General features: G+C 58.9%; 12 protein-coding genes. 5 read left to right on the forward strand and 7 right to left on the reverse strand.

The genetic code is table 11. The features are described from left to right. Positions 1 to 822, reverse strand: a complete 822-nt coding sequence (locus AC6H1L_RS09010) for an NUDIX hydrolase (RefSeq protein ID WP_497601160.1) — start codon at positions 820 to 822, stop codon at positions 1 to 3. 254 nt (positions 823 to 1,076) lie between these two features. On the opposite strand from AC6H1L_RS09010, the gene aroE reads away from it, so the two are divergent. Further along, positions 1,077 to 1,979 (forward strand): shikimate dehydrogenase, encoded by a 903-nt coding sequence (gene aroE, locus AC6H1L_RS09015; protein ID WP_497601161.1) that lies wholly within the window; start codon positions 1,077 to 1,079, stop codon positions 1,977 to 1,979. A gap of 212 nt (positions 1,980 to 2,191) precedes the next feature. Continuing rightward, entirely contained in the window at positions 2,192 to 3,148 is a 957-nt protein-coding gene (locus AC6H1L_RS09020; RefSeq protein WP_497601162.1) for a fumarylacetoacetate hydrolase family protein, read from the forward strand. Between the two features lie 308 nt (positions 3,149 to 3,456). Here the strand turns inward: AC6H1L_RS09020 and AC6H1L_RS09025 are convergent, their stop codons facing one another. From AC6H1L_RS09025 to minC, 5 genes are all read right to left on the reverse strand, one after another. Next, the gene (locus AC6H1L_RS09025) at positions 3,457 to 4,434 is read right to left on the reverse strand and encodes a VOC family protein (RefSeq protein ID WP_497601163.1); all 978 of its coding nucleotides are present in this window, start codon (positions 4,432 to 4,434) and stop codon (positions 3,457 to 3,459) included. 158 nt (positions 4,435 to 4,592) lie between these two features. Beyond that, positions 4,593 to 5,552 (reverse strand): hypothetical protein, encoded by a 960-nt coding sequence (locus AC6H1L_RS09030; RefSeq protein WP_497601164.1) that lies wholly within the window; start codon positions 5,550 to 5,552, stop codon positions 4,593 to 4,595. Positions 5,553 to 7,131: 1,579 nt separating this feature from the next. Further along, entirely contained in the window at positions 7,132 to 7,485 is a 354-nt protein-coding gene (gene minE, locus AC6H1L_RS09035; RefSeq protein WP_497601165.1) for a cell division topological specificity factor MinE, read from the reverse strand. A gap of 18 nt (positions 7,486 to 7,503) precedes the next feature. Further along, positions 7,504 to 8,340 (reverse strand): septum site-determining protein MinD, encoded by an 837-nt coding sequence (gene minD, locus AC6H1L_RS09040; protein ID WP_416224277.1) that lies wholly within the window; start codon positions 8,338 to 8,340, stop codon positions 7,504 to 7,506. A gap of 508 nt (positions 8,341 to 8,848) precedes the next feature. After that, complete coding sequence (minC, locus tag AC6H1L_RS09045; RefSeq protein ID WP_497601166.1) at positions 8,849 to 9,736, reverse strand: septum site-determining protein MinC; 888 nt, start codon at positions 9,734 to 9,736, stop codon at positions 8,849 to 8,851. A gap of 629 nt (positions 9,737 to 10,365) precedes the next feature. On the opposite strand from minC, the gene AC6H1L_RS09050 reads away from it, so the two are divergent. From AC6H1L_RS09050 to AC6H1L_RS09060, 3 genes are all read left to right on the forward strand, one after another. Then, positions 10,366 to 11,847 carry an APC family permease gene (locus tag AC6H1L_RS09050; RefSeq protein ID WP_497601167.1) on the forward strand — a complete coding sequence of 494 codons (1,482 nt, stop codon included), beginning with the start codon at positions 10,366 to 10,368 and terminating at the stop codon, positions 11,845 to 11,847. A 251-nt stretch (positions 11,848 to 12,098) separates the two neighbouring features. Beyond that, the gene (locus tag AC6H1L_RS09055) at positions 12,099 to 13,529 is read left to right on the forward strand and encodes an APC family permease (protein WP_497601168.1); all 1,431 of its coding nucleotides are present in this window, start codon (positions 12,099 to 12,101) and stop codon (positions 13,527 to 13,529) included. A 166-nt stretch (positions 13,530 to 13,695) separates the two neighbouring features. Continuing rightward, positions 13,696 to 14,538 carry an aldose epimerase family protein gene (locus AC6H1L_RS09060; RefSeq protein WP_497601169.1) on the forward strand — a complete coding sequence of 281 codons (843 nt, stop codon included), beginning with the start codon at positions 13,696 to 13,698 and terminating at the stop codon, positions 14,536 to 14,538. Positions 14,539 to 14,597: 59 nt separating this feature from the next. Here the strand turns inward: AC6H1L_RS09060 and AC6H1L_RS09065 are convergent, their stop codons facing one another. After that, positions 14,598 to 15,398, reverse strand: coding sequence for a methyltransferase domain-containing protein (locus AC6H1L_RS09065; RefSeq protein WP_497601170.1), 801 nt, complete (start codon positions 15,396 to 15,398; stop codon positions 14,598 to 14,600). Positions 15,399 to 15,559: the final 161 nt, after the last annotated feature.

Here is a 15,559-nt window from a genome sequence, read left to right on the forward strand (position 1 = left end):
TCAGCTCTGAGTCATATGGGGTGGTACTTCCCACCCTCGTTCATCGCCGGGCAGATAGATGCGATAGCTCTCCCCTTCCTGGACCAAGCGCGGCTGCTTGAGAGTGACATAATGCGAGGCAGCAAAGGCCAGAGCCTCTTCAGCCCGGGTGAAGGTTGCCAGCTCTTCGAGCTGGCGCAGGGTCGCAAAGACCAGGGGAAAGCGGCCCTCCTGGTAGCGGGCGAGGGCCTCGGCGGGTCTGATCCAGAGGCCATCACTGGTCTCCAGATGATCATAAGCGGCTTGCTGGGCCGCGGGCGCCAGAGCCAAAAAGAAATGGGTATCGAAGCGGCGCGGCATCCCCTCGGGGGTCACCCAGTGGGCAAAGTAGTGGAGCTGATCGGTCGCCAACTGCAGCCCTTCGCGCTGGGCCAGCTCGACCAGCGAGCCGCGCCGCTCATGAAAGGCGCGGCGATAGTCGGCGAAGCGCGCCTTCCCGGCCTCATCCTCTGTTAAGGCCAGCAGCGAGCCATTGCGATAGGCCAGCAAGACTCCCGCTTCTTCAAATAGCTCACGAATGGCCGCTGCACGTGCTCCTGTACCCAGGGCCGTCCGACCCTCGGGATCAGCCACTTGCTCGCGGGCCGGAACAGGGGCGCAGAGCTGCGCGCTCTCCTCGGCAGCCCGATCATCGGCTTTAATCGAGCCGCCGGGAAAGACATAGACATCGGGCATAAACTCGCTTTGGACGACGCGCCGGACCATAAAGACCTCCATTCCGCTTCCAGCGCATCCGTTTCTCAACAGCATCACCGCTGAGGCCGGGCGGGGCACAACTGCCATAGGTTCTCTCTCCATCTCCTTTGAGGAAAGGTACTGTAACCTGGACGTGATACTGTTATAGTACCATATGCGTAGCAACCCTGTAGGCGTGGTTCGCCCCCTTTACGGAAGCCACGGCCTGTGGTACGCTGAACGTGTTCATGCTCTTTGTGACAGAGATACGCAGGATACACCCGGCAGAGTAGGATCTCTCAGCTCTCGATCGAAAGCAAAGCCGAGCCGAAAAAGTAGCTATGGATGCTGATGCACCACTGATGATACAGTCGCGGAGCCGGCAGGGACGGCGGCGCCTGGGCCTGATCGGCGATCCGGTGGCCCATTCGCTCTCACCGCGCATGCAACAAGCGGCCCTCGATGCCCTGGGGATCGATGCGGTCTACGAGCTGTGGCAAACACCCGCCGATGAGCTGGCCTCGCGCGTCGCTCTCTTGCTCGACCCGCTCTATCTGGGAGCCAATGTAACTATTCCGCATAAGCAGGCTGTTCTCCCTTTGCTCGACATCGTTGATCCGCTGGCGGCGCGCATCGGCGCGGTCAATACGATTGTGCCACGCGACGGCTATCTGCATGGCTATAATACCGATGCACCCGGTCTCCTGCATGCTCTACGCGAGCTGGGAGTAGGCAAGCCAAACGAGAGCACCACGATCTCGCTCACGGGCTATACAGCCATCATTCTGGGAGCAGGCGGGGCAGCCCGTGCGGCGGCTTTCGCCCTGGCCAGCACTGGCGTTGAACGCCTGATCATCGTCAACCGCCATTTAGAGCGCGCCCAGCACCTGGCGGCGGAGGTTGGCGACTTTCTTGCCGCTCAGCGTCAGGAGCTGAGTGTCCCCCAGGTCTTTAGCCTCAGCGACCCTGAGTTTCTCATCCCTCATCCTCTCTCGCTCATTATCAATGCCACGCCAGTTGGCATGCACGAGGACCTGAGCCCGCTGCCCGGTGAGGTCCTGGCCCGTTTCGGAAATGAAACCTTCGTCTTCGATATGATCTACAATCCAGCGGAGACCAAGCTGCTCTGCCAGGCGCGCACACTGGGCATGCGCGCCTCCAACGGCCTCCCGATGCTGCTCCATCAAGGGGCACTAGCCTTCACCCTCTGGACGGGCCAGCCCGCGCCGCTGGAAGTCATGCGCGCCGCTCTCGCCGCTGAGTAGCGCAGGCTCGGGCGCTTCGCACCGGCCTTATGTGCAGTCCCGCTTCGCTTTTTTTCTGCTCACCCCCACCGTCTCGTCTCTCTTGCGGCTAGCTGGCGCTGTTTGGCGGCGCGCTGCCGGGCATGAATTCGCTCAGTAACTTGCCTTTTTCCGGTGGGGGGCATACTATTATGCAAGAGGGATCACCAGCCAGAACAAGGGAGGAACCATCATTGAGACTGGCAAGCTTTTCCACACCTGATAACCCGCGCGTGCGCGTGGGCCTGGTGCTCAACGACGAGATTGTCGATGCCGCCCAGGGAGCGCGGGCCCTCGGCTTCGCTGTCCCTGATCAAATGCAAGCCCTCATCGAGCAATATGGCCAGGCGGAGCGCGGCCTCCGCGCCCTGCTGGAGCAGGCACAGCAAGCCAATGGGCGCCTGAGCGCGATTCCCGCGCTGCAGGGAAGTGGCCTCGTACAGCCACTCTCTGCTGTACAGCTTGCGGCCCCGATCCCTCGTCCGCGCAAAAACATCATGTGTCTGGGACTGAACTACGCCGAACACGCCCGTGAATCCGCTGCGGCCCGTGGACGTCAGGCCGAGCTCCCCCAGTATCCTGTTATTTTCACCAAGGCTCCTACCACCGTCAACGGGCCTTATGGCGACGTAGTTATCGATCCCGCCGTCTCAACTCAGATCGACTGGGAAGTTGAGCTAGCTGTCATCTTGGGGAAGGGCGGCAAACATATCCGCGAGGACGAGGCCCTCAGCTACGTCTTCGGCTACACAGTGCTCAATGACATCTCAGCCCGCGACCTGCAGGCCCAGCATCAGCAGTACTTTCGCGGCAAAAGCATCGATGGTTACTGTCCGATGGGTCCCTGGATTGTTACCGCTGATGAGATCCCTGATCCCCAGCGGCTCACCTTGCGCCTGCGCGTCAACGGTGTTACCAAGCAAGAGGCCAGCACAGATCAGATGATCTTCTCTATTCCCCGTATCATCGCCGTGCTCTCCAACGGTATGACGCTGGAGCCAGGTGATATCATCGCGACGGGTACCCCGAGCGGGGTGGGCTTTGCCCGCACGCCGCCTGAGTTCCTGCGCCCTGGCGACATCATGGAGACCGAGATCGTCGAGATCGGCGTGATGAGGAACCGCATCGTTGGCGTGGAAGAGACGCGCTAAGGAGCCTGAGCAGCGAGCGCTCTCTTTGCACTATTTCTCAGGCCTGTCCTGGGCGAAGCAGAGCGCCCTCCAAAAACGACGAGGCGACGGATTGTCTCAGAATCCGTCACCTCGTCCGGCCAGGGAGAGGGCTATCTATCCTGCTTGCCCAATTCATCCTGTCAGCCAGCGAGCGAGCTGGGAACCACAACAAGCGGGCAGCTCATCCTCTGTGCTATCTCACCCGCGACCTTCCCCTTCCTTCCGCTCCTTAGTCAGGGCCGTTGGATCAGACCAGCGGCAGAAGCGAGCCACGGCGGAGAGGGGGATCAGACCGAGACCTCTTCTTTGATCCAGGGCGGAAGCGCTCCCCACAGATTCAGTGCCCGAGGACGGGCGTGCCATAGGCGCGGCGGCGTCGTCACATCCTGATCGTAGTATTGCTCTAGCTCCGCGGACAGCTCAATATGACAGCCTTCAGGATCAGCGAAGCGCAGAAAGAGATCATGCCCGGCGCCGTGCCGTCCTGGCCCCCAGAGAATAGGCGTCTCTTGACGACTAAGATAATCGCCCCAGGCCAGCAAGTCCAGGCCGCTATCGATGCGGAAACCGATGTGATCGACATCGGGCCGCCCCTGGATCAGTACCAGGGTATGATGATCAGTATTGCAACGGAGCCAGGCCCATTCACGCAGCAACCAATCGGAGATGTCGAAACCGAGAGCCTCGGTATAGAATTCGACCATTGCCTCCAAATGTGGCGTCTGGAGCGCCACATGCTGGAGCGCGAGAGGGCGCAAACGCGCCTGCCGACGTCCGCTGGCAGCGGCGTACTGGGTAAAGGCCTCATCGGACGACACGGCGATCTCGATGCGATTACCATCGGGATCGCGGAACCAGAGCGTATCACCGCGCTCAGTATCGCCGTCGCGAGGCTCGAAAGCCAGCTCCACCCCCAACATATTCAAGCGAGCGGCCAGAGCGGCCAATTCAGCCTCTGTATCCACCTCGAAGGCTATATGATGCAGCCGGCTCTGAGGCAGCACAAAGCGACTATCTGTCTTGCTGGGGCGAGAATCGCGCGTATCGGCGAAGAGAGCCAGGCAATGATGCTCATCGCCCAAAGCAAGGAAGGCACTAGCCGCCTCAACCTCCATTTCTTGCCCTACTGTCCGCACCTCGCTTGAGCGCAGATCGAGGCCCACCACCTGGCGATAGAAGCGGGCCTGCATTGCCACGTCACTGGACCAGAGGCCCACATGCGCTAAGCGCCTGACTTTTACCTTTTGAATCTGCTGCTCGCTCACTGCTGCCTCCAGGGAAGGGAACTGCTGCCGACCGCTGCTTGAATGCTTGCTTGCTGATCGGGCGAGTGGAAGGATATCAGCCAGCCGTTCAATGTTCTCATTTTCTGGGGAATCATACCCAGAATGAGCGAGCCAGGTCAACAGATCTCCCCCAAAGGTCATAGCTTTTTGCCGTTACCCTGCTGATCCTCATCCTCCGCAGCGACAGAAGGCGAGCGAGCCGCAGCCGTCGTATCATCGGCCTCAGCGCTATTACGGGGCTGAGCAGCCGGAAGCTCTGCCGGACGTCCGACGGTGCCGGTGGGTCGCAGAGGCGGAGCTTGCAAGTCGCGCTCCCGAGGTTCAGCCCAGGCACCAGGCCCGGCATGGTTCAGGTTGCCACCGGGAGCCTCCAGAGGCGGAGCGCTCCCCCATCCAGCCAGGGTATCGGCGGAGGAGCAGGGCAACTCGTCCGGTAAAGGGGCCACCTGAGTGGGCTTGAAGAAGGGCTGACGCTCTCCCCACTCGCAGCGCAGGCCGGAGGCAGAAGGCGGCGCAGACGGCCAGGGAGCCTCGGTCAGGGCCGGCTCCAGCTCGCCACGCGAGAGGTCAAAGGTTTCCAATACCCGCACGAGAGAGGGCGGATCTGGCATCGGCGTTTCAGGGGCCCCTGGCTGACCGGGCAGGCTCTTCCAGGGCAATCCGGCAGAAGAGGAAGCCGGAAGAGAGGAATCCATGACTATTGGCTGCGAGAGGGGCACAGAAGGCAGGTTAGCGGGCCAGCGTGGCCTGAGAGCCAGCAGGGAAAGCGCCAGAGCGAAGGCGGCACACAACGGCAAAAACCAGAGATGCCAGAGGACAGCCAGCACCAGTGTGCCTCCGCTCAGCATCGAGGAAGCCACAAGCGCGGCTAGAAACAGGCGCGGCAGCCATTGCGGCAGAGCAGCATTACGCGGCTTTGGCGGCAGCGACGAACGACGTCGCATCATGCGCGCCCGGCGTCGCTGAGCAGCCCGGCTGGTCTCTACGAGCCGTCGCGCTGTGGCAGGCCAGAGCGCGCGACTTACCCCGCGTGAAAGGCTGCTCGCGCGCTCGACCAGAATATAGATCTTCTTGTCGCTCTTGCTGTCTTCACTCATCACACATCCACCCCTGTGCAAAGAACAGGGCCACCACCCAGTCCCCCAGAGAGATGACAGCCAGGGTTTCCTGTCGCGATACTGAAGTGCCGGCAGGAAGCCGGTGACACCCCAGTGCCTCAGCGAGGGACGCGCATGGGGCAGAGGCACGCACAACCACACCACACATCATCCCTTGCTATATACGATGATACGCCGGGCACCAAAAGGAGATACTGGCTGGACGGATATTCTCGTACCAGTACTGTACGAGAGAGAACCATCGACCACAACCACCAACAACCCCACCACCGCGGGAGCCCCCTTACGGGCGGCCTTGAGCCTGACCCTCCCCGAGGCGGGCGGCATCGTCACCCCACCACCACATAGCTACCTCCTGCCGGCCTGCCTGCCACTGTACGCACCCGACAGGCGAAGGCAACCCGCCCCGAGTCGAACCACGCTATTCCCGCACCGTCCGCGCCATAGCCGCAGCCCGACGACACCGTCTATAGCAGCGCCGCGGCGGTGCGCTTTGGTCCGCGCGCTCATCGGCTCGCTCGTCCGTCAGCTCGCCCGCACCTCACGCACCGCCTGCGACACGCCACCACCGAGAGGCCAGAACACACCCAGCACTCAGGGGCTAGTCACAGCGCCAGCTAGCCCCCACCAGGCAGGCGTGTTCCACCTCCAGGCCTCTCCGCGTCTGCTCGTGCCCGCGCATCGGCACTTCACTACCGCGACAGGAACACGCTCGCGTGATACCTGCACCGCAGTACGTTCCTCAGAAGGAGCACGCTCCTTCTTTCTTATACACCACCCCCGCTTCTTCAGCCTCAAACAAGCTCCGATCCGAGATCACGCTTTTATTGTACCTCTCTCTGCTTCTTTGACGGTTACGATGAGATGAAATTTGAGTTAAGAAACAAAAATGTGTATTGCAGATTCCTTAACTTTTAAATAGAATTATCGTATTTTATAAAATAGGGATAAAATGATATTTTTAGCAGATCATCCAGAGTGCTATCGATAGGAATCAGCGTTACAGAATAAAAAAGACTTGTACGATAAGAGGAGCAAAGAAGGAGATGGAGATAACAACTATTCACGTTTCCCGGGGTAGAGGAGAGCGAGCGAGCGCTGACAGCGAGCCCGTTCCGGCTTCTTCGGCAGAAGGGCCTTGCCTCTACTGTAGAGGAAAGACCCTCGTCAACTCACCGTATTCTCCACCCAAGGATCAAGGAGGGCGGAAGCAGATAGAGACAGCGACCGACAATTGCTTTAGCTCGGGGCAGAGCCAAGGCCCACTGCCAAGGGCAGCAAGAAGAAAAAGAGCAGCTCCAGCCTCGGCTTAGAGCGACAGGCAACAGCATAGAACGATCTCAAGCGGGAGCGTACCAGAAGACAACTCGTGTCGTTCGCCTGCTCACGGAGAGAGCAGAGGCGGTGGTCGTCAGGCCAGCTTCCCACTGTACCGCACTGCCGGACCAATAGCCCAAGGCGACGTTGGCCATTGTCGCAGCCAAACGCAGCCAAAGCGAAGCCAGCACCCTCCAGTCAGCGCCGATAGCAGGCCGCCATAGAAAGGCATCTCCGAGATCTACTCTGACGAAGACTGCTCGCGTTCTACCTCCACCTGGAGCGGCCCCTGTAGCTCCTCAGCAGACGGTCCATAGTAGGGCGGGTCCCACTCAAACGTAATCTTCTGACGTTTGATCGGCACAGCGGCCTGTAACTTATCCCAGCGATCTTCACGGGTCATCGTAATCTCCACGTGCTGCTCATCGACCTCCAGGCGTTCGGAGATCACCCGCAGCAGATCAGCCTTGATCTGCTCCAGCAGCTCCGGGTTTACCTTCACCCGGTCCTGGACCAGGACCACCTTCAGGCGTTCCTTCGCCAGCTCGCCGGGCCTGGGCCGCTTGCGACTGGCCATAAAATCAAGCATACTCATGCACCATCGCCTCCTTTATCAGGACGGCCAGGACCGTGTGCGCTTTCCGATCATCGCGGGGCCAAAACCCACCAGGCGGCGCAAGCGCTCCATCAGCGTTGGCGCCTCCACCAGCTCCTCAAGGGGAATCTCCTCACCCAAAATACGCAGCGCAGCATTCATAAATGCCTGACCGGCACGCGAGCGCTTATCATACACCACCGGCTCACCCTTATTGGTGGCCACAATAATCAGCTCATCCTCGGGGACAATCCCCAGCAGATCGATCCCAAGCACTTCCAACACATCCGCCACATCCATCATATCGCCGCGTCTCACCATATCGGGACGCAAGCGGTTGAGAATCAAGCGCGGCTCCGGCTTGCCGGCCGCCTCGACCAGCCCGATGATGCGATCGGCATCGCGTACCGAGGCCATCTCAGGATTGGTCACAATAATGATCTCATCGGCCCCCACAATGGCATTCCGAAAACCCTGCTCGATCCCCGCAGGCGAGTCAATCAGCACAAACTCGAATTCCTGGCGCAACTGCTGGCAAAGCTGCACCATTTGCACACTATTAATGGCATTCTTATCGCGCGTCTGAGCAGCAGGCAACAGATAGAGTTCAGGCAACCGCTTATCTTTAATGAGCGCCTGGCGCAGGCGACACTGCCCTTCGACAACATCGACTAGATCGTAGACGATGCGGTTCTCCAGACCAAGGACAGCATCGAGGTTGCGCAGCCCAATATCCGAGTCTACTACCACCACCTTCTTACCCTGCATAGCCAGGGCCGTGCCCAGGTTGGCCGTGGTCGTCGTTTTGCCAACGCCGCCTTTTCCCGAAGTAATCGTGATCACCCGGCTATCCATGCGCATGCTCCCTGTCGATTCGGCAAACACTGTTTTTTTCGCACACTCGCAAAAGGTTCCAGCATCGAGATATCGCCAGCCAGCCAGTCAGCCAATGAGCAAGCCAGCCAGCCAGAGTTGGGCGACAGTAGCCGTGTGGGCACTCTGCACCTGCCCACTGGTTCCATTGCTTAGCTACTGCTGGGCTTCCTCTCCTACTTCCCTCACGGATTCCAGGCAGATCAGGGAGACGCCCTTTCGCACGCAGCCGACAGCGATCAGCCCAGCGCGAGGTTTTCGGCAGAGAGGCGCGCCTTGCTGGAGAGCCAGCGCGAGGCCCACTAACTCAGCACGATACGCTACTCGCTGCCTGCCGCCTGCCTGTCAATGCTCTCTGCTCATCTCGCTAAAGACTGACTGGCGCGCCTTCCCCCACGCTCCGTGAGGAGGCTGGCGGTTGTGGCCTGCTCCGGCCATAGCGGAGCGCGCAGACCCTGCTCTTTTGCACCACGCCGCGCCCTGGCTGGCACTATCTACTACGCGGTGGGCGACCATTGAGCCAGGTTTCTACTACGATCTGGCCCTGGCGAATCGAGGCCACCTCGGGACGCGGCTGCACCTCCAGCCCTTCCGGCGGGCGAGACAGCAGATGGGCGATGCGCAATTGGACGGGCGCGAGCAGGAGTGCACAGACTAGCGCCTGCTCGTTATCGGGATAGCCGGCGTGGACCATACCGCGCAAGACACCCCAGACGATCACATCGCCGCCCGCCACTACCTCCGCGCCAGGATTGACATCGCCCAGGACCACAATATTGCTATGATGGTGAATGGCCTGGCCAGAGCGTACCGTCCGGCGTAAAAAGAGTGTATCATCCGACTCACGCGGATCACGCTGACCCGTTGTCAGCCCGAGGTCCACAGTCACAGCCCCTGCTCCTGTCCTTTCATAGGGCGAGTATGCAGCAAATGGTGAGGCAGCAGCATAGGCAGGCCCGCCGTTGAGACCCAGTCTGTTCCCTTCCCCCAATCCTCCCATGCGCATGCCGGCAGCCTGCTCTAATGGAGTGATTGACATGCGATAATGTGCCAGCAAATTTTCAAGCTGCACTCGCTCGCTGGCGTGCAGTACTCGCTGCCGGGTATCGACTGTCAGGGTGGCCCCACGAAAAAAATCAGGGGCCTCTGCCAGCCGCTCAGCAAGAGCCTGTAGCAGCTCACCAAAGGGCGTATCCGGCTCCAACGTCAAGAGCAGGCCGTGGCGCGTCCCCTTGATTGCAATGTGCCCCTGCGCAGGCGGCTTCTCTTCTCGCCGCTCCGCCTCACCTGCTACGAACCAGGACGGGCCTTCCCCCGTCTTTCTCAGCCGGTCGTGCGCTCCAGAGGGCGCATGCTCGGCAGAATCCTGCGCATTCATTTCCTTCGCTGCTCTTTTTATCTCAGCTTCTTCCCTTCTCATTCAAGCAGGAGTTTAGTCTCTCTTACCGGCGCTACTCTTTTACATCTTTTAACGTTGTATCCTTTCAAGGATCGCCGCCCGCAGTCGAACGGGCCATCTGCCCCAAAGAACCACCTTGTGACGCTACCAGGTTACAGTATAAACGCCAGGGCAACAAAACGCAATAGGAGCAGCTTCTCTGCCTCGCTTTGCAGGCCGGTGTTTCTCTTTAGTTCAGGCGATAGCACCTACTTTCTTCTTCTTACTCGACGTTTTCTCGATACTCAGTTCAAGCCAATTCATTCATCATTCTTAAATGGGAATATTACTTCATTCCTATCTCCCGCCCGCGACTGGACGGCAGCCTTCAGCTCATCTATTATTTTAAGGTAAGCATTCTATCTTCTTTGTCCCTGCTCACTCAGGCGCCCAAGATGGGGGGAAGAGACTCGAAATTTCTAGGCAGGTCAGGCGTTCTTGCCAATTGCAGGTATGGGTCCTACTCTTCCCAGTATGCTTAGCCAGGATGGCAGATCTTTCCGCATCGCTGTCTCGGGTTTCGTTTAGGGTTCCAGCTACTCATACTCTGAAAATCCAGGAGTGCACAAATGGCCTTAGAAGCTTTGCAGCGTCTGGATCAGCAGAAGGGCGATCTTCCCTCACAAAGCTATGTTCCACGAACTATGCCACAGGTGCTCGGGATGTTCGATATGACCATGATCTTTATGATGATCATGCTCTTTATCAACAACCCGGTCAGTACTATATCCGCGGGCCCTGCGGCTTTTACTTATTGGTTGTTGGGAGCAGTGGTCTTTTTTATCCCTTGCGTTATTGGCGTGGCCCAGTTGGGCGCTCTTTATCCCCAAGAAGGCTCTACCTACCTCTGGACCCATCGGGCGCTAGGGAATTTCTGGGGCTTCTTTGCCAGCTTAATTTTCTGGATGCCTGGCTTGCTGGCGATGGTCGCAAGTCTGAGTATTGGCATCACCTTTATCCAGGGCCTCAATCCCTCCTGGTTAACTCAGCCCTGGCAGCAGGGTCTGCTCTGCATTGGGCTGCTGATTGTGTCCTCCGTGCTAGCGCTCAGGCCGATGAGCACGGTGCGCCTGGTTGTGAATGTGATCACGCTCTTGACCTATGGCGTGATTGTCTTGCTCGGGGGCGCCGCCCTGCTCTGGCTGGCAACCGGACATCAGACGGCAACGCCCTTCACTGATCTCCATTCCTGGAGCATTACCCCCTCTAACTTCGCGCTCTACGGTAGTGTGGTGCTGGCTTATCTCGGTGCCGATGTCTCGATGATTTTCGGCGCAGAAATGGCCAGTGAACGCATTGCTGCCCGTCATGTTTCCTGGGGTGGCTTCTTTGTGATCGTGAGCTACCTGGTGATTACGTTTGCTCTCCTGGTCGTTCTTGGCCCTCAGGCTGCCAACCTGCAAGCTATCGCTGTGATCAGTGTGATCGATCACGTGTTCGGGAAGTTTGTGGGCAATTTAGCCGCGGTCTGCGTCATCGCCTATTTCCCGGTCTTCACTACGCTGCTGAATGTTGCTTTCGCTCGCCTGCTGATGGTGGCCAGTATCGACCGTTTCTTACCGGTGGGTCTGAGCCGCTTGAACCGCAATCGCCAGCCCTCTAATGCGATTGTTTTTCAGACGGTAGTGGCTAGCCTGTGTGCTGCCCTCATTTTTCTGTTGCCTTATTTGCTACCTCTGGGGCAGCCTACCGACCTGGCTTTGGTGGTTTTTCAGGTGACGCTCTCGGTGCTCACGCTGGTTTGGGCTTTCTCTTCGATCTTTATCTTCGTCGATCTGGCAGTCTTCTATTTCCGTGATCGTGAGCGCTTCCTGCGCCTGCTGGTGGTGCCGCTCCCAGTGCTGTGGCTCTGCATTATCATCGCGCCCCTTGCCTGTCTGACGGCAATGATTGTAACATTATTGTACTCGCCGATTCCTCAGCAGATCAGCAATGGTCAATGGTGGTACATTGTAGGCGGCTTGACGGCGATTTGCCTGGTAGTTTGCGGCATCGCCAGTATGTTTGCTATCAGCCAGGCCGCCTGGCAGGATCAGAGCTTCGAAGCTTAAGCAAGCTTGCTCTTTTCAGCTCCAGGGTGCCGGAGCGATGATCTTCCTTGGGCTTGCTGTGAGCAAAGTGTGGGAGCAAGGTCTAACATGTCAACTGGCCAAACTGGCATGTTCTGACTGTGTCTCCTGCGCATGGCGATTCCGCGCTGTTGCCCCGTCCCGGTGGGGCCACAGCCGTTTGTGCGCTGAGCAGCACAGCTATGCGCTGCTTTTCCCCTTGCCTATTTTTGTTGTATAAGGAGTGAATTGCTATGACGCTTAAGTCTAGCGCACCAACTGAGGAGCAGAGCAATCTGCGATCTGGGACGATCGGGCTGCCCGGGGTGCTCTTCCAGTCGATTACGACAATGGCGCCGGCTTCTGCGGTTTCTTTTAGCTTGATCCCCGCTGTGCCGTATGCCGGGGCTGCTCTGCCGCTGGCAGTAGCGATTACGCTGGTGGTCAGCGTGTTGATCGCTTTGAACATTGGGGAGCTGGCTCGCCATCTGCCTTCCGCTGGCGGCTTCTTTACGTATATCAGTCGCTCGCTCGGTTCTGTGGCTGGCTGGGTGACCGGCTGGATCTTCGATCTGGCTTATCTGCTGATTGTGCCGCTGCAGTTGCTGGTTCTGGTACAGGTAGCCAATTCGCTGCTGCCGCTGGGTGACAGTAGCTGGTCGTGGGTCATCTGGGCGGTGATCTTCGCCGTGGTGATTTTCCTGCTGACTTATTTCGGCATTAAGGTCTCTGCCGATGTGGGCGTGGTGCTGGGCTGCATCGAGATCGGGGTCTTTCTGCTGTTGGCCCTGTGGCTGATCGCTGACGCGGGGAGCCGCAATACGCTGGCAGCCTTCAATCCGGCTTCTAGCATGCTGTCAGGCTTCAGCGGCTGGCAGGGCGTGATGCTGGGCATGATCTTCGCGGTGCTGGCTTTCGGTGGCTATGAGTCAGCGGCACCTTTGGCAGAGGAGACGCGCAATCCGCGCCGGATAGTGCCCCTGGCTATTGTCCTGGCGGCCCTCTTGATTGGTCTCTTCTATGTCCTTTGCTCCTATGCCGCTGTGGTCGGTTGGGGACCGGATCGGATGTCGTCTTACGCTAGTAATCCGAATCCCTGGGGTGAGATGGCTAAGAGAGTGTGGGGCGGCTTCAGTATTATTGTGGATCTGGCGATTCTTAATAGCGCTCTGGCCAACTCGAACGCTGGGGTGAACGCTGTGTCGCGCGTGCTCTACGCGATGGGGCGCGTGCGCGCTCTGCCTGGAGTACTGGCTCACTTGAACCGCTTTGCCTCGCCTGATGTGGCCATCATCTTTACTATGGTGGTCGGCCTTGTGCTAACAGTGGCGCTTGGCCTGGCCTTCGGTTTGTCAAACGCTTTTGCTTTCATCGGCACGATCATTGCTCTGCCCTTTATCGTGGTCTATCTGGCAACGTGTGTAGCGGTGCCAGTCTTTTATCTGCGCGAGCATCGCTCTGAATTCAATCTCTTCCGCCATATCCTGCTGCCGCTGATTCCGGCGGTGGTGCTGCTGATCGTGCTTTGGTTCCAGGCCACGCAGCAGTATACACCCCCGGTAAGCTGGGCTTTCCCGCTGGCGACGGCCTGGTTGGTGATCGGCATTATTATCGCGCTTGTCCTCCGCTTCCTCGCTCCCGAGGTGCTAAAGTCCAGCAGCAAGGTCTATGTGGAGGCTGAGTAGAGCATAGCCGTTCTTCGATCTGCTGGACAATAAGGGGCGGTCCTGAAGATGGGCCGCCTTCTTTTTGTTTAGAGAAGGGCTCGTCGCTGTTGCCCCTGAGCTTGCTTTGGTCCCCCTGGTCTTTTACAATAGCGGCTAGAGACTCCTTTTGGGAGATGTCTGGCCAATGAGTTCTTCTCCGCTTTCCAGTGATTTTTTGCGTTTTCCGACAGAACGTGAGCGTGTGTTACGCGCTGCCGAGACTCTGGTAGGGGTCATCCCCGATCTTTGCCTGGTTTCACATTTCCAGGTCGGAAACTGGGAGGTGCTCTATCGCCCTGTGACGACGGGCAATGTTCGCCGCTGGGGCCTGCCGTTGATGATTCCGAATTTTTCGCGCCTGCGCAATGGGGTGTTTGTGGAGAAAGGGACGTCTTTGCCTATCCACGGTTTCGGTCGCTTGCTCCCCTGGAGTTTGCTGGCGGCGGATGAGCAACGGGTAGAGTTGGAGCTGCGCAGCAATGAAACGACGCGCGCCTGCTATCCGTATGAGTTTACTTTCAGGGTGACGGTGGCGGTGAGCCCCGCGACGCTGACTTATACTTTGACGATGGAGAACCGGAGTGCAGAGATGATGCCGATTGCGCCAGGGTTCCATCCGTATTTTGCCGTCGCTCAAGCCGATAAGCCGCGCTTGCAGGTGCAGGGCTTGCCCGGCTTTGAGGCGGCGACCATCGATTGGGAGCGGCAGCCGCCAGATACTGCCTATCCTTTTGCCGGCGAGGTAACGATCTTTTTTCCTGGCCGGGGCAGCTTGACGATCGCCGAGTTGCCCCAGGAGGGTCGCTTTGCGCTGCATAATATGCAGGTGTGGACGGAGCTGCCAACGCGCCCGGACCATGCTTTTGTTTGCTTTGAGCCGACGGTCGGTAGCGAGGATGCGCTGAATCGGCCCGGCGATCGTTTGGAGATCGCTCCGGGGACAACGGCCTCGATTGTGCTGCAGTTGCGGGCTCAGGTGCGCGCTTGATCAGGTTCATGGCCTGCTTCGCCTGGTCAAGCGCGCTGTCTCGTTCAGAAGGCTGAGGTTCAGGCCGTGGGCTTGCGCGCGCAAATGGAAGCGCTGAGCCAGCGGCCTTCCAGATGCTGGCGTTCTTCTTGACCAATGAAGGATGGCCAGCACCACTCTCCTGGGACCGACTCGATCAGCACGTCTCGGAAACCAACGCCGGCTAGCAGCTCACGATAGGTCGCCAGGCTGATGGCACCGGCCAGGCAGGCTGCCCAGGCCCGCGGCTCATGCTGAAGGCTGGCGGGTAGGGCGCCTTCGAGCAGGGTATCAGCCAGGCTAAGCCTGCCACCCGGCTTGAGGAGGCGGTAGGCTTCGCGCAGGACTTGCTCTTTGTCAGGCGCCAGGTTGAGCGCACAGTTGGAAATGATGAGGTCGACGCTTTCGGCGGGTAAGGGTACTGCTTCCATGAGTCCTTTGAGAAAGTGAACGTTTTCCAGCCCGAGCAGTCGCCGGTAGTGTTCGGCTCGCTCTAGAGCGACTTCGTTCATGTCAAGGCCATAGACACGGCCCCCAGGAAGGACACGCCGGGCCGCTAGCAGAACGTCAAGGCCAGTGCCACAGCCCAGATCAAGGACGGTCTCGCCCGGCCTTAACTCAGCCCGTTTAAGCGGATTGCCACAACAGCAGGAGCTGGCCAGTAGGTCCGGCGGCAGCTCGCTCAGCTGCTCGCCTTCGTAGCAGGAGCATCGATCGCTAGCAGATTGTTGGCTTTTAGTGCTGCAGTAACAGGACTCTTCAGAGCTGAGGAGTTTCTCTTGATAATAGCTCTTAATAGCTGATCGCAGCGCCTCTTCCGCAGAGAAAGGCAGATCTGACATGGTAGTCTTCTCCTTCTGGCTGATTCTGGCCCGTGCTGGCAACAGGCAATCTAAGAGCGGTCGTCGCTGAGGTCGGTGGAACCTTCTGCGCGGGCTGCCTCCAGCGACGACCCTGCTCATGCCAGCGGTTTCTTGTTCTGAAAGCAAAGACGCGCTTCCCG

The organism is Thermogemmatispora argillosa (assembly GCF_059696725.1).

What these genes read in the sequence shown, in the direction of transcription:
- AC6H1L_RS09010 (WP_497601160.1), bottom strand. Translation starts at nt 822, where the DNA reads ATGGCAGTTGTGCCCCGCCCGGCCTCAGCGGTGATGCTGTTGAGAAAC.
- aroE (WP_497601161.1), top strand. Translation starts at nt 1,077, where the DNA reads ATGATACAGTCGCGGAGCCGGCAGGGACGGCGGCGCCTGGGCCTGATC.
- AC6H1L_RS09030 (WP_497601164.1), bottom strand. Translation starts at nt 5,552, where the DNA reads ATGAGTGAAGACAGCAAGAGCGACAAGAAGATCTATATTCTGGTCGAG.
- minE (WP_497601165.1), bottom strand. Translation starts at nt 7,485, where the DNA reads ATGAGTATGCTTGATTTTATGGCCAGTCGCAAGCGGCCCAGGCCCGGC.
- minD (WP_416224277.1), bottom strand. Translation starts at nt 8,340, where the DNA reads ATGGATAGCCGGGTGATCACGATTACTTCGGGAAAAGGCGGCGTTGGC.
- minC (WP_497601166.1), bottom strand. Translation starts at nt 9,736, where the DNA reads ATGAATGCGCAGGATTCTGCCGAGCATGCGCCCTCTGGAGCGCACGAC.
- AC6H1L_RS09050 (WP_497601167.1), top strand. Translation starts at nt 10,366, where the DNA reads ATGGCCTTAGAAGCTTTGCAGCGTCTGGATCAGCAGAAGGGCGATCTT.
- AC6H1L_RS09055 (WP_497601168.1), top strand. Translation starts at nt 12,099, where the DNA reads ATGACGCTTAAGTCTAGCGCACCAACTGAGGAGCAGAGCAATCTGCGA.
- AC6H1L_RS09060 (WP_497601169.1), top strand. Translation starts at nt 13,696, where the DNA reads ATGAGTTCTTCTCCGCTTTCCAGTGATTTTTTGCGTTTTCCGACAGAA.
- AC6H1L_RS09065 (WP_497601170.1), bottom strand. Translation starts at nt 15,398, where the DNA reads ATGTCAGATCTGCCTTTCTCTGCGGAAGAGGCGCTGCGATCAGCTATT.